Origin of the sequence: Dysgonomonas sp. GY617, assembly GCF_015233815.1 — a bacterium.
Lineage (GTDB): Bacteria > Bacteroidota > Bacteroidia > Bacteroidales > Dysgonomonadaceae > Dysgonomonas_A.
The window spans coordinates 21,696-37,645 of the sequence record NZ_JADCLR010000005.1; the positions used below are offsets into that span (position 1 = coordinate 21,696).

Annotated in this window: 5 protein-coding genes; all 5 read right to left on the minus strand. The window is 42.3% G+C overall.

The annotated features are described in order from the left end of the window. Positions 1-4: 4 nt before the first annotated feature. Complete coding sequence (locus IR022_RS06295) at positions 5-529, minus strand: hypothetical protein (protein ID WP_194203074.1); 525 nt, start codon at positions 527-529, stop codon at positions 5-7. Then, the gene (locus IR022_RS06300) at positions 522-10,427 is read right to left on the minus strand and encodes a SpvB/TcaC N-terminal domain-containing protein (protein ID WP_194203075.1); all 9,906 of its coding nucleotides are present in this window, start codon (positions 10,425-10,427) and stop codon (positions 522-524) included. Before IR022_RS06300 ends, IR022_RS06295 begins: the two co-directional genes overlap by 8 nt. A 14-nt stretch (positions 10,428-10,441) precedes the next feature. After that, a complete protein-coding gene (locus tag IR022_RS06305; RefSeq protein ID WP_194203076.1) occupies positions 10,442-13,420 on the minus strand; it encodes a T9SS type A sorting domain-containing protein in 2,979 nt (992 codons plus the stop codon). 1,261 nt (positions 13,421-14,681) lie between these two features. After that, positions 14,682-15,509 (minus strand): hypothetical protein, encoded by an 828-nt coding sequence (locus IR022_RS06310; protein WP_194203077.1) that lies wholly within the window; start codon positions 15,507-15,509, stop codon positions 14,682-14,684. A 12-nt stretch (positions 15,510-15,521) separates the two neighbouring features. After that, positions 15,522-15,950 (minus strand): hypothetical protein (locus IR022_RS06315; protein WP_199330278.1); only part of this gene is annotated, 429 nt, incomplete at its 5' end.

Below are 15,950 nucleotides of genomic sequence, written 5' to 3' on the forward strand. Positions count from 1 at the left end.
ATTATCAATAAATTATATAATTGATAGTATCTTCCGTGAGAGTTAAGGGCCTAAAAGCTGAGTCTATATCCAATTCTTCCCAATTTGGAGGAAAAGTTAAAGAGTCGATATCTACATGTTTAGGTATTGGGACTTCTAAATTTAATAAAACTCTTTTAGCATATTGTAAAGTATCTTTGTATTCATTCCTAAAAACTATTTGATTATTCCATTTACTACAAATATCAATTTTCTTTATTTGAAAAGGAAAAGAATAAAATACCCATGTCATATTTCCATTTCCAATTTCATCAAATATTAATTGATCGTTAATCCATATTTTAATATTCTCATTAGGGTAAATATATGCTGCATGGAAACTGAAATTTGCACTCCTATAATCTTCAATACCTTGCAGTCTGTATTTTTCTAAACTGTCAATCTTTTTCTCGTCTTTCTTTATACAAGAATGACAAGAAAAAAGAATTATCAAAAGATATAGAAATACCCTCTTACATAATAAGAGGGTATAAAACTTATTGTTATTCATTAGGTAAATCATTTTCACTATTCAAATTTCCTTTATTGATGTTATTTATGATAGTTTGTATTTGCCCTTTTGTTGCTTTACCAATTTTTCCCATGAAATACTTTTTTAATTCATTGGTATCAGTCCAACTTTTGAAACCATATACAGCCTCAGATGTGTAACTCATAAAATTAGCCCATTTATCAGGATCGTTACTACTATCAAGTCTCATATATTGTTCTCCAAATTCAAATTTATTACCATTATAAAAATTGAAGTCAGCCTTTTTTAAATATTTATCATGCTCAAAAGGATGTAGTAGTCCCCCAGTGTGCCCTATTTCATGTATCATAGTCTTTTTATCCACGAAACTTCCATCTTCATTAATATAATCAGAATTTAATCTAATATATTTGCCTCCAATACCAGCTATCCCTCCATGATGAGAACTATCAAAATTATCTCCTGTTACTAAGTCAATTAAATGCTCGTTATATTTCAAATCTTCATATTTATTTATTACACGAATATGAGCTACAGCCGTAACATTTCCTTGACCAAAAACATCTTCGAAAGCTTTCTTTTGTTCTGTAACCATTTTATTCAGATCAATCTTTTTTCCTGATTGATTTCTTATGGCTCCAAAAAATATTAATCTTATCTGAGTATTTCCATTCTTATCAACAGAGGTTCCATAAGTCCAATCTTTTCCATCTGGATCATTAAATATTACTGGATTTAAAGCACAATACGCATAACTACTAATATTCGGATACTTCTCTTGCAATGGATCACTACTTATCCAAACACTAGTTCTCGGATCATAATACCTCGCTCCGTAATAATACAGCCCTGTCTCTTCATCTAATTCCTTGGCATTAAACAAATACGGTGTATTCCACGTATTATTTCTCTCCTCTATAAAGACTTCACCGAATGGAACGTATTCAATATGCTGGGCTATTTCCCCATCTAAGTTGGTAATTAAACTCGAACTACCCAAATGATCACTGTGATAATAATACTGGAACAATTCCGGATTATCATTTTTACTTGAGTCAAACGACTTCAAGCGAGGCGTATTATCGCAGCAGAAGCCGCTTCCGTTTACATAATCATCATTATCCTTACCATAATAAGGCACTTCAAAGTTAGCATAATTGTTCTTGATGGTTTGCTGCGATTGCTTGTATTTTGCTTTATAATCCACCTTCGCGCCATCTACATTTGCTCCTGCATATTCAATTCTGCGCGGGTCACCGCCGTAAGAGTCCAAATCACCCAACTTGGAAACGATGCGTTGAGAACCAATGTAAATATGTTTGGTATAATTACCACCTTTGCTTACAACTAAGTATGGATTGATATATGCCGTAAAGTTACTGGTCTCAGTTCTCGCTCCACTAAAGACGTCATTTACATAAATGCCCTCGTCATCACCGCTGATTTTAATCACGCGTTCACCTGCGGCATCATACCAGTAACCACTGATAAATCCATTGGTATTAATAGCAGTCAATCGGTTTTCTTCATCCCAAAGCAGCTTACGTTCATTTGCTCCTTCGCTTGCCTGCCCGTCCTGTTTTTCTCTGGCGGTATTGATATAAACCAGGTTCCCGTTTGCATCATACTTATAGGCATGATCTTTCTTAATTTTATCCTGATTTTCTGTTCCTTCGGTACGGTAGTTCTCATCTTTGAGCGTACTGATCTGGAACGGATTATTATCATAATTATACGTCAGGTCATAACCCGCTTTCAGTATTCCGTCAAACTGGATACCCTGCTGTTCTACATGCTGCTTCTTGCTAGTGATATTATGCAAGTTATCATACGCCATTTCCAAACTGTAAGCAGCTGTTTTAGTATCTGCTCCGGTATATGAGCCGCTTGCACCGATCAAACGATACAACCCGTCATAATTATACGTATGGTTCATCTGTCCGCCCATGCCTGTTGTCGGTAGAGGTGCTGTGTTTACCACGCTCAATACATTATCCACCGCGTCAAAGGTATAGTTATTGTTCATAATCTGCTTGCGAGTATCCTTACCCGAAATTACCATAAGGTTAGACAATCTTCTCCTTTGGGCGTCATACGAATAATTTGTTTCCGCGCCGTTGCAATATTTCATATAAATACGTTGCTCGAATTTGTCATACCCTAACTTATTCACATAGTTATATGAATAGGCTTTTTCACCTTTCACACTCTCCAGTAAACCTGCCGTATTGTATGAATAGGTGATTTTCTCCAAATCAGGGTAAATCATTTCTTCCAGCCTGTTCCAACTATCATATTTCCATTCGGTTACATAGGTAGCTATCGCTTGGTTCGGAATGATTACGGTTCTTCTGACTTTGGTCATTTCTCCCAATCTGCCATAGAAGAATTCCTGTGCTCCCGTAGCGTCTTCCTGCAACATCAATCGTCCAACGCGGTTATAAGAAGCGTTCTTATTACCGTATGTGTATTTGACATTGTTTTCGGGATGGTTCGGATAAGTTATCGCTTTCAGGCGGCTGTAATCGTAATCATACGCAATGAACTTGCTTTCTGCTTCCAGATTAGCGGTCTGTTTACTTAACAGGTTGCTTACATTATCATACTTAAAAGTCGTCGTTCCTGAAGCCGGGTGTATCACTTGTGTCCTTCTTCCCGCCATATCGTAAGCCGATACGGTTTCATTGTTGCCGTTATCAATTGCTTTCAACAGCTGGTTAATCGGGTCGAACTCGAAACGGGTTGTAATCGTACCGTCAGGACCTGAATACTGCTCTGTTTTGACAGTCAGTCCCGAACCGTTGGTAAAGGTGGCTTGGCGTCCGCCCATCGCATCGGTAACAGTAGTGACTAAAGTACGGCTACTGTTATCTTTGGCATACGCCATCAGCGACTCGCTGTTATCCGGCAGGATTGTTTTTATCGCCCTGTCCATAATGTCGTATTCCGATTTGGTTGGAGTTACGCCATCGAATACTGGATTGAATACTGTTTTGCTTCCCATATTTTCAGATACAGGATAGAATGCTTCCCTAACACGACCGAATGGGTCGAACTTCGCCCGTCCGCTGACGATCATTACTTTACGGTCTTGCGGATTGGTTCCGTTGGTTGTTTCGGTAATCACGCCGTCTTTCTTGACTTGAACTGCCCTGCCGAATCCATCGACAAAGGTTACAGTTTCCAAATCGTCTGTCGGATTCTGCGGGTCGTAATGTTTGGTTACCGCGTAAGCAGGAGAACTTATGCCTGTCGCATCCTTTACAATCTGAGGATGATACTCGAACTTAATCGTATAAGGCTTGCCCAGTACCTGTTCGTTCGGGCCTGTAATGGTTTCCACGCGTCCCATATGGTCGATGGTTGTTTCCAGCGTATAACCGTTCATATCGCGGGTAGTCAACGGAATACCGAAGCGGTAATCGTAGTCTTCCATTTCACTACGGTAGCCGAAAGCATCTTCCACGCGTTCCACGTACATGTTGTAGTCGCGGTCGTATTTGTAGGAATAGAACATCCGCTGCCCCTTACTGTTGGCTGGAAGTGTTTTCTTCGTGATATTACCGTATTTGTCGTATACGATGTCTATTTCAGCCTTGTTGCCGTTCTCATCCAGAGTCTGCGTTACCTTTGTCAGGTGGTTGGCATAGTTCAGGTCGTAAGCGGCTTCCGTTTGACGGTACAGTTTTCCGTCAGAGCCTTTTACCTGCACTTTGGTAGGTAATCCGAAGATATGTTTTGCCGGATTATTGGCGTATTCAACCAAAGTCTGGTAGTTGAATGCTCCTGTCCCGCTATTACCCAGACTGCCCTTGTCGCTGTACCTGTAATTCTTCAAATCGCCGTAATGACCGTTCAGATAGTATTCGTAAAAACTTTCGTTGGCAATCATTCCGTCCGCCTGTCCTTCATAGACTACCGATTTGGTATATTTCATCGGAGTGAAGGCGATCGCGCGGTCGGAACAAATACTGTTGTCTGCCGTAAAACTGTATGTATCAGCCGAAACGGTTACTTTATAGCTGTGGTATTCATTGGCACTTTCAGTGAACTTATTACCTGCGGCGTCTTCCACTACCGAACGCAGTTGGTTTCCGGCGGTATAAACCGAATTTACATCGTATTCCTGTATGGCTTTGCGATAGACTTTGTCTGCATCTGTGGATTCGGTGTCGATGTTTTTGGTAATTACTTTACCGAAGCCTAAGAACTCGCGTTCGTGGCGTTCCTGTTTACCGTCAGCGTATTCGAAGATGGTTTTCATATTAGCCCCATCGTCTAAAATACCGTCATTGATTTCTACGGATTTCATAACCCATTTTCCTCCGGGGTGATCGTAAGTGGCCTGACTTCGCGTATAATCGATGGTAAAGCTTCCTCCTAAAGGATTGTTTACTAATTTCAGTTTGTTAGTACGAGCAATAGTAGAGCGATAAACGGTCATCTTTCCGTCTTCGTCGGAAGAGACGATTTCGGGGTAACCATCGCCGTCTACGTCGCGGATATCAAATAGCGGGCGACTCATGCTTTGTCCGATATTTGCTCCCGGATTTGTTATAAATTTAGCGCCTAAAAACGTAAAGCCAAATGTTGCGGCGGTATTAGCCGATTCGGATGTGGAAGCGCTTTTATTTATCATGGAAAGGCCGTTCCACAGAATTTCGTTAGCAAACCCATTACCGGTATTTAAAGAGACATATACCTTGCCATCATCTTCCCTTACTTTATCAGGCAAACCGTCTGAGTTCAGGTCAATTAGCATATAGTTTACACTACTTGTTGTTGTTGTAATGCCAAAACCACCGGAAAAACTGGATTGTTTAAAATCCAGGCCTAATCCGGCGCTGATGGTTGTAGCGCCTCCCTTTTGAATTTCAGATATATTCCAGTCTATTTCCTGAGTAAATCCATATCCGAGATTCAGGCATACCCTTTGATTATCTTTCATTACCCTGTCAGGCAGGCCGTCGCCATTCACATCGATTAATGTGTACCGGGTTTCATCTTTATTAAAATTAGCTCCTGCACTGCCGGACATGGACAACTTAACTTTTGCATTGTCGCCGGATGTACCGGCTTCGTTTGCAGGTGTTGTTTTAGTCGATTCCTTCTTGCCCGAGCTGGTTCCTCCTGCCGATTTGGTTGGCTGGCTGCTCGCTGTTGTCGATCTTGACAACACAATGCCGCCTCCGGCTCCGATAGATTGACTATTGTTCGTGCTTTTGTTTGTATAGTTACCATTCAAAGATTCTCCGTCAAGGCCTCCTTTGGAATTCGTGTATTGAATTTGATTTTCGGTGATAATATCCGGATAACCGTCTCCATTCATATCTGTAAATGAGGTCAGCGTTTTCTCATCTCCCGAAGATGTACTGACATTTCCCGAAACGGGCCCGACGCCTCCACCTGCAAGAAAGCCGGTACTTGAGCCTTTGGTTTTTAATACAGGCGCAGTCGCTCCCGAACCTTCAAGACAGCCACCGCTTATGCCTCCCATATTACTCAAGCCTTCTAATGGATTAGTCAGAATGACGTCTTGTTCTCCTAAACGGGAACTGCTCATTAAATCTCCTTTGATTGATACATTTGGGTCTTGACCTGTCCAATAATCCTTCTCTTTGGCATCCAATCCCATTGGCATAAATACCATTTTCATCGGGTCAGCTTCATTTTCATTTTCAGGCATCTTCAATAAGGACTGATTAACAGGATTACCATAACGTCCGTCATTGGCATTATATACAAACTGTCCCCAACCGCGATGCATCGTTCCATATCCTTCATTCTCACGGGTGGTGAAGGTATTAACGGCCAGGGTTGTATTAACTCCATTGGCAGTAATAACAGTTGATGGGTTTCCTAATTGTGCCAATAATGCCTTATCCGTTACATAATACTCGACCCATACACTTCCGGCTTGAGCTACAGCGGAATTAATGATTGAGCTTGGGGCAACAATACCATTCGTGATAGTCACTTCCTGTTTAGTGATTAGGCCGGTAACATTCTTAACAGCCATTAATAATTTGCCGTTGATTGATGGGGCGGATACCAAAGGGAGGCCTGAAAATTTAGGCTCTACTCTAAGGGTTCCGTTTGCAGCCAGATTGTAGGATTGCCCCTCTGAAATATGCGACGCGAAAACAGGATAATAAACTGTAGCAAGCGAACTCATCGAAGTTCCATTCACTGTATAGTTTAGATAAGGCGTCCATTTTACCTGATCAAAAGCTATATTTGTTTCCGTAGATAAAACAAATTGAAGATTTTCTCCACCGAATGTATTTGTTACATTAAATGATATGTCACCGTTGAACGTTTCATCCCAGGCGAATACTCTTTGGTAAGATACTACTTCCTGATAAGCCGGATTCGGCGTTTGATTTTCATCTTCCAATGTCTTATTATTGAAAAGTATGACTTTTAATGTCACATTATCGGACGTCACAGGTTTAATGAATCTCCCTGAAACAGTAACAGGCGTCGATGATGGGATGTAATTCGGAGTTTCGATACTGATAAAGCCAGCATCTGTTATTTTATATACAGCCGTTCCCTGCCCATTGGGGTTCAGTTGATTTGTCCTGTCTGTGTATGTAATAACCGGAGACCATTTTACCTGGTCAAATGCACCGTTAGACATTTTATCTGTTCCGGATTGTACACGGAAATAGATTTTCTGTCCTTTGGTTACACTTGTACTGTTTACATTGGCAATATAAGATGTGAAATCTCCTTTAGGAATGGATTTATTCCATTTTTCATTGTCTCCGACCTGAATAGCTGTGCGTACTCCATCCGATTTGGCATATTCTTCCTGATCGTAACCGGCTGTCGGAGCTTGCAATTGTACACTGCCCTCTATTTTTATTGTACCGGTAAACGGCGCTTCCCAGACACGGACTACATCGAGTAAAGGCGATTCGGTAATCAAATCTTCCTGTTCCTGCGGGTCTACTTCCATATCGCTCGTATCGATAACTCCGCCTCCCATAATCGGGCTCGGCGTATCGCCGCTACTCAGGGTAAAAGTAGGGATTGCATTACCTGATCCATCGAACTCTATGTGATTGAAATAAACCTTTTTATCTATAACAATATCCGGTAATCCGTCATTATTTACATCCGCGAAATAGACTTCTGTTTCGGATGTTGTTTTTCCATAATCAACACCGGTAGAGGCAAAAGGAGCATAGGCTTTTGCACCGAAAGCATTTGTCTTACTTTTTGTTTTCGAGAATTGGGAAACACCAATAACCTTTATGGCGTCGCCATATTTGGCTTCACTATCTGTTACTTTTGTAATATTCGGACGATAATACAATGAATTACCATCTCTATATACTTTATCAGGCAAGCCGTCTCCATTGATGTCTACCAATGTTGATAAACCTTTGGTTGTGGAATTTGTATAACTGTAACTGGCTCCTGCTGATAATTCTTTGCTGAATACATTAATCCCAAGCCCTACACCAACAAACATGGATCCACTTTGCGTGGACGTCTCGCTACCACCTAAAGCCGATGCTTTATCACTGAATGCTCCGCCAATAGGATTAATAAACCCTGCGTCAATCCCGTCATTATGCAAATTCCACGTTTCCGCCGTACTTTCAAACGGCTTATAACCTTCGGTCGATTTTACATCATCATAATAGTCCATCGTATGCGAAGCAAACTCGACCCCGTAAGCATCCAGATGTTTTACCTTATCCAGAATATTGGTATTGAAAGCGCCTGCCTTGTACTCGAATTCATAGCTTCTGAGTGTTTGCCCTTCGAAAGCAATATCTACCTTATTCAGTAACTTGTTGCTTGAAGTCAGGAAACCATATCTTGCCGAATTGGTTTTCTTATCTTTCTGAGTAGCGCTTGTTAAAGTGACTACCGTATGCGGATCGCTTCCTTTGTTTCCGGCTCTTACTTCTTTCAGGTAGACGGCTTTGGCTGTCAATCCTCCTTTTACGGGTTCATCGGCTGTTTCATAGATATATTCGATCCAGTCGCCGTGAAGTTCTTCGACCCGTTTGAGCTTCCATTCTACAATTACATCCTTATTGCCGTTCAGTGTTTTTGCCGAACCTTTCAATACGGCTCCGTCTCCTCCGTAAGTGTATTTGGTTCCCGACTTGTCGGTTACTTCCCACGAGTAATTACCCGGTGAGTTGCCTTTACGGATAATCTTCGAAAAGCCGCCTTCATTTCTCGGATAGAACTGACGGTCGCTTTTCCTGTTTATCTTATCTCCCCGATGTGCCACCGAGCTTTCTCCGTTGTCATCCATAGTAACAAGCATACTGCCTCCCATCGAATAGGTTTCTGTTTCCTGCGCGTCATTGTAACGGGGTACGCCCCAACGGGTATCCACGCTGATACTTGGCATAGCTAAATCCCAGCCTTTTCCCAGCCAGCCGCTGCCGCCATCGGAATTATATTGAATACCTAATGATGGGCTCATTCCGTTACGTGCCGGAGGCATTTCAAAGGAGTAGCTCAATCCTGCCGAACCTCTGTTGTTGGCTGCCGGAGGAGCGATAATCTGTACTTTCGCTGTCGGATCAGCCGCCTTGATATCATTCATCATGGTCGGAGCAAAACCCTGTGTTTCGGGTGATTCGGGTGTTTGAATCACACCGTTTATCATATCGGTAAAGTGGGTAGTAGCCGATACAATCAGCTGGTTTTTCTTGTCGATCGAATCCCGTTTTAAAGCTACCCAGTGTTTGGTATCCAGATCAAAATAGTAAGTCTTGATATCGTCTTCGGTAAAACCATTCGGTATTTTGGTTCTGTCATATTTAATGGCTACTTTCGCGCCGTCTGTGAAATGTTCTCCATGAGGCAGGAAACGATAGCCTTTATGTTCTGCCGTTACATTGCCCATGCCCATATCCAAAGCGGGGACGTCAATATCCCTCAAGGTCGTTATCGTAATGTCCTTTGTCGGTAGCAACAAGGCATTTGCTTTTACAGTCAGTAAGGCTGTTTCGAGTTTTAAATCCTGGTCAACCACTTTGGTAAAAGTACCGGAGTTTTGTTTGATATCGGTATTTAAGGCATACTCCATATCCGCGTTTATCCCATGAGTAAATACTATTTCCCTGCTGATTTCTTTTCCGTCGGCAAGGATAGCTGTTACATTTACCTTCCGGTTATTATGAACCGTAACAATCGTTTCAAATTCACCGTTCCTGCTTGTGATTTGTTTTCCTTCGACAAATATCTTAGCCGAAGCAATATTCTTGTCCTGAATAAAACCATGTACATAAGCCTTGTTATCATAACTCGTTTGAGTGGAGTTTACAATCAGAGGCGATGTATTCGCTCTTTTCTCCACTTCAATGGATAGCTTGCTTACTTTGTAACCGTATTTTGCATTTTCGGGCAAACTGAACTGAATCCGGTTTTCTCCTTTCGCCAGCCATGCAGGATTGACCTGTTCCCTTTGAATCCCTGCCTGATCCGATTTCTTAACGAAATACCCTCCTGTCGCCAATCTGTCATTAATGGAACGGGGTATATTGGTATAATCCGCTACTCCTTCGAGTTCGTAGCTTAACCATACTTTATCGTTATCCGAGAGTTCGCTCTCTATGTTGACTGTAAAAATATTGTCGGCTGGATTATCCAGCTTCTTACCCGCGTACGTCCCGATGATCCCTTCTTTTTCTTCGGACAGGTATTGTATCGAAGCGGACGGCGCCTGATTACCGGCTTCTGTTTTTTCTTTTACAGATGCTTCTTCCGGCTCTTTTATCGTCGCGTTTTTCTCTGTGGAGCTTGCCTGTCCGGTATTCTCTGTTGCCGGAACAAAGGCTGTCTGATCCGCGGATTGCCGGCTTAACGCCGCCGCTCCCGCGATACCCGCGCACACGGCCAGTGTGGCGAGTAATATATGGATTTTTTTGAATTTCATTTTCATCTGTTTTTTTAGTTTACCATTACTTTTCTGCTGTATTCGCCTGTAGTGGTTATCGCTTTGATAATATACACTCCTGCCTGCGAGAAGTCAAAATCGGCTTCCTGCAATATGCGGGGAACGGGCAGGTTCACTTTTTTAACCAATACGCCGCTCAGGTTGTAAGCTGCGAAGGTTACGACTTCCGGTTCGGCAAGTTCCACGCGGGCGGTGACAGATTTCGTATCTCCGACGTTCCGGTAGAATATGGACATCACTTCGGGAGCCGCCGCGGTTGGGACCGGAGCTTCCCCGCCTGCTTGTGTATTTTCACAAGGGTCTTCCAACGTAAATGTATAGCTCAAAGAAGCGTTATTGGACTGGAAGACGCCCATATTATTGGCCCCCGTCCAGTTATAATCGGCAAGTTCAAAGAAGCCTGTCCCCTTTACATTCAGCAGTTCGGCTTTGCCGTTGCTCATATCCACCAATCCGTAGAATTTAACCAGATAATCCAGAATCGAGATACTGCCCGAACCGATTTGTGTCCCGTTTTTGTAGAACTTAATACCGCTCATGCTTTTAGAGACTTGTATAATATCGCCCACCTGTACGGTCGTCAGAACGGAGGTGGAAACTTTCTTGTTGACGATCTGATAGAGTTTGTCGCCTTGTTTTTTTAATCCGTAATGGATGATATTTTTGGTACTGTTTACATCTTCCAGAATAGTCGTATATCCGACACTGTAGTTATCAGCCGTATTACCGACAGTCCATGTCAGGCTGCCCTCAAACACAGGCAGGAAGTTGGTTGTTTTGGCTCTGGTGGAACCTGAACCGTCGCCGTTGTTGAAGTTAAAGCCGCCCGCTTCGGAGATATTCAGTTCGTATTCGCCGCCGGATAAACCGTCCAGATGAATCGTGTATGCATATTCTTTGCCCTGCCTTACCACTTCTCCCGTACTCGTGCGGGTGAGTTTGTAATTGAATGCAGGGACTCCTGTGGAGAGATGTACCGTGATTTCCCCGTCCGACTGGTTACAGGCAGGGTCAATAGTTTCTACTTCCCCGGAAAGATCCGATTCCCTGTAAGCAAAGGTAAAGGCGTCGCCGTTATTAAGGAATACATTGTTAAAAATGGCTTTGCGGCGCGATATGTCTATTTCCGATACTTCGATGATTTCTGCCGTATTCAGGTCGAAATTTCCTGTTCCCGTCCTGTCTATCAGCAACAGGCTTGTCCCTTTGCCATCGTTCCTGAAACCGGAGGCTTTATCGCTCGCGTAAGATAATTCTATTTTGTTGCCGGTGTCGGTAAACCCGCCGTGACGCAAATCAACCGAGCCGTCCAATACTCCTTTGGCCATACCCAACCCTCCGTAAAAGGTCTTGTTGGCATCTTCTGCCACTATGGCTATGCGCGAGTTGTTAATCCGGCTACCATCCGCCCGCAGGTATATTTCATCGTTTTGTTTTTCCAGTTCTATTTTTGAGGTCAGGATCAGCGTAGCAACGGAGGTTTCCAGAACAATCCCCTTTACAACCGGATAAACGCTTGTCCCGGAGATATAGTAACCGTAGTCATGGCTGTTTGGCGTCAGTAAGGCTGTATTGCTTCCGAATTTAAGGTAAAGGTTGCCGCTCAGAAGGGACATATTTGTTAATCCCAGATAACCGTCTTTTTCTTTCAGGGGTATCGCGGTGAAGGCTGTTCCCTGTTCGGGAGCGCTGGACGAGGCTGATTTAACAAAGGTGGATATAAAGCCGTTGGCGCCCGCGCTTACCTGTAAATCCTGTACCTGCCAGTTGAGCAGGCGATCGGCAGGAGCGCTTTGCGGGATATTGGTAACAACCTTCCACACCCGGTCTATCTTTCTCAAACCCAGTTTGCCTTCGATGGAATGCAAGGCGATGGAACTGTTGTCATCCCCCCAGAAAAGATAATTGCCATCCTGCATGGGATTCGCCTCCTGTCTTCCTAAGACCAGGAGCCTCGAAGAAGAGGAGCGATTGTTGGGATTGTTCAGATAAAAATAGTCGTTGGCGTCAGAGTAAGAGGGGCTTTCTTCGTAAGTGGTGGCTGATTCCTTTTGGTAGAGGCCGCTGGCATTATCCCGGTAGAGGCCGGCGACCCGGTGGTTATAATCCGGATTGGCCGTGTAATCCCAGAGTAGCTGTCCCCGGCTGCCGATAAGGGATACGGGTAGCGTTAAAGCATATTTAACAGCCAGGTACGAATCGACCTGACGGCGTTCCAGCGGATTTAACAGGCGGTTATAGGCGATAAATTCAGGTATATAACCGGAAAATGCCCTGTTTTCCGAGGATGTAAGAGAAAAAGCCGAGTTACTGTTTACATCATTGGACTTGTATGTCCCGAATGACAGGACGGCTTTATCCTTATCGCCCCAGATACCTGTCGCGGGTGGCACGCTCCGGTAATAGGCGGCTATGCGCGCGGAATGTACCCGAAAATCATTGGCATTGGATTCCACATCATTGGATGAATACATCAAATCCATCCCTTCGCTTTCGCCATAGTCGAATTTAGCCTTTCCGCTTTGGACGCCGGGATATATTTTATTATTGCCTACCCATACGCCTTGTCCGGGGCGGCCGTTAAGACCGAAAAGCAAACTTTCACTGTTGAAATTGGCGTTCGGCGCGAAAAGCCCAATGATTGTGGCTTGGGACAGGCTGCTGCGTTTTAACAGGACATTGCGGTTGTTGGAATCAAGCAGTTTGTTAAGTGTTAATGCCGGATACCCGTTAAAGAAGCGGACGGCGGTGTTGACAAATTCTTCGCCGAAGGAGGCTCCTTGGGAATTATAGACATTCAAACGGAGCGAATCGCCGCTGAAGTCCTGCCAACGGTAGTTTCCGTTCAGATCAGAACTGACCGGGACGGTCTTGAACCAAAGTTCAGGATTGCCGACTCCTCCCGGGGACTGGGCATTTAGACTACCCGTACAGAGAGCAAGGATACCCAGATGTGTTAATAGATGTTTCATCGAAATTATAGTTAGTTATCATCAATAATATAAAATTGTTTTGAGTCGAATAAAGGCTGTGTTCAAATGGAATAACAAGCTTGTGTTATTTAGTTTTGCTGAAAATTTTACTCTCGTTTAAATTACAAAAAATAAAGATGAATAATTAGATAGATTATATAGCTTTTCTATGGACTTTTTACGTCCCCATATAGTTTTATTACTATTTAAGCATTATTTTCATTGGGTTCTATGTATTTAGAAGAATATAAATATAGGCACAGGAAAATTCCTGCGCTTGGGCTACGCCCTGTACCATGACTTTCAAGTCGGAGACCGCACTCTCCCGCTCTAAGCGAATGACTTCGTCATAACGGAAATAGATTAGCAGGTTAATTTTCTCTATCTGCTTGTTCAGCCCATTGGCAAATGTACTTTTCCCTTTCAGCCTCCCGGCTCTAGTATCCCATAGCTTAACGTCGCATCAATCTTCATACTGAATAAGCCATTGTTTTACCCACATGGATTCGTCTCATGGCTGGACAAAGTCCATTCTTTTTCAGGTAAAATAACACCTTTAATTCATTTGTCATAACGCTCATTTTTAGTTTTAAAATTACTACCAAATGACTTCTTCACTCTTTTTTGAATTGCAGGCTGTTAATAAGCAAATAGTAGCCAAGATGAAAACATTTTTGCCATTTTATCTTAGCTAGTTATTAAGCTAAATAAATATAGACATATTATAACATTTAGTTTTTTTCTCCATGAGGATATATACACACCAAATAAACAATAAAGAAATTCGACTTCTCATTAGTCAAAATGGATATTACAAAAGAATACATTGAATACTAGATTAAATATACTATTTAGGTCTAAAACAAAATAAATATACCACATCAATAGACCCTCCGTAATACCAAATGCTCAAAAACAGTTGCAAATAAATCTCTGACAGAATATATATGAAAAAGAGCAACAACAAGAGAAACTTTCACCCATTTTTAGTTATTAGTATTTTTTCTCACTTATTGGGCAAAATACTTTATTCTATATAAAATATATGGGTGTATTTGCAAAGGGAACCCCTTCGATTGAAATTCGAAGGGGCTGAAGTCATCTGCAATTTTCAAAATAGCATACTTGTTGCTGCTGAATTTGGATTCACAAAACTTGAATATACACTCCTCATATATTATATTCTCCAGAACTAACACTGCCTTGTCCCAGCCAGATATCTATCTGATCACCGGCATTACCCGAACATCCTAAAAACTACTTACATCTCTGATATAGTTAGTGTATTATATGATCCATCTGTCGTTGTTTTTATTTGACTTTGCCTATTATTGCTATAAATAAGAACACTCAGATTGTCACCCGCCACAAGATATAGAAATGCCTTATTTACAAGTGTCGCATTGAATGGAATTCCCGAACTAGCAGGAGCAGAAAATGTACTCTTAGATGCTATAGGATCATTAGTAAGACCATTAATCCTAATAATGAGCTCTAAATGTATAAGGGATAGACCTGATATCAACACTACATTTTCGAACATAGCTGTACATGATACCGCATATACACCTGTACGGGGAGCAATAAAGACTCCTGTTACGGGATTAAAACTGTTTGTCAAATCCTCTACTTCTGTCCAGTTTGTCCATATATTAACAGAAGAAACACCTGTTGTCGTCATATCTAGTGCCACCTCATTCTTGGCTATTACGTATGCTTTGGTAGGTAAAACAGCTAATCGTAACCAAGTATTCCCATCCGAATATTCTACGCCATTATTGTACCTGATAGCTCCGGCTCCGGCAGCTGCTGCCGTCATCGCCGTTGTGCCCAACCCTAATTCGCCATTACCCAGAGATCCTCTCAAGTCGACTTTTACCGCAGGATTAGTCCTTGCCAATCCCCAATACCCGTTATCGAGTAGTCTGCTTAATTCGGTATTAGCTGAGTTGCGTGATAAAATAACCGGCATGGTGGTCGATTCGGATTTGATATCCAGAGTGGCAATTGGTGATTCTGTATTTATCCCGATTTGGGAAAAAAGACAACAGGAGGAAAGAAGTAGTATATATAAAATAATTATTTTCATTTCTGTAGATATTTATTGTATAACAATAGATAACTTATTAAAAGCAGTACTCGTCACGCCTCCTCCTGGAGAAGTACCTTGGAAACGAGGATACTTATCTATGCCCATATTATGAGAGACCTGAGGATATAGAGTATCACCTGCATTCAGAAAGAGTGTACCTGTACAAATAATAGGCGTCATAAAAGTACCTGCTATTGCAAAAGAGTTCACAGACTTAATCGTCGCACCGTTACTCGCAACCCACATACCTTCCAAATAACTATCTGCTTGAACAGGACTTGCAAGCATCTGCACCACAAATAGAACTGTATACAATCCGGTTTTAGGAGCTGTAAAGGTACCAGTCGTTCCATCAAAAGAGTTCAGAGGGTCATATTGGACATCCCAGCTACCCAAACGGGTAGTTGCATTGTTGGGACAGACCACCATATTGTAAGA

Bases quoted from the DNA above. Each gene is read 5' to 3' on its own strand.
- IR022_RS06295 (WP_194203074.1), bottom strand. From the start codon at position 529: ATGAATAACAATAAGTTTTATACCCTCTTATTATGTAAGAGGGTATTT.
- IR022_RS06300 (WP_194203075.1), bottom strand. From the start codon at position 10,427: ATGAAATTCAAAAAAATCCATATATTACTCGCCACACTGGCCGTGTGC.
- IR022_RS06305 (WP_194203076.1), bottom strand. From the start codon at position 13,420: ATGAAACATCTATTAACACATCTGGGTATCCTTGCTCTCTGTACGGGT.
- IR022_RS06310 (WP_194203077.1), bottom strand. From the start codon at position 15,509: ATGAAAATAATTATTTTATATATACTACTTCTTTCCTCCTGTTGTCTT.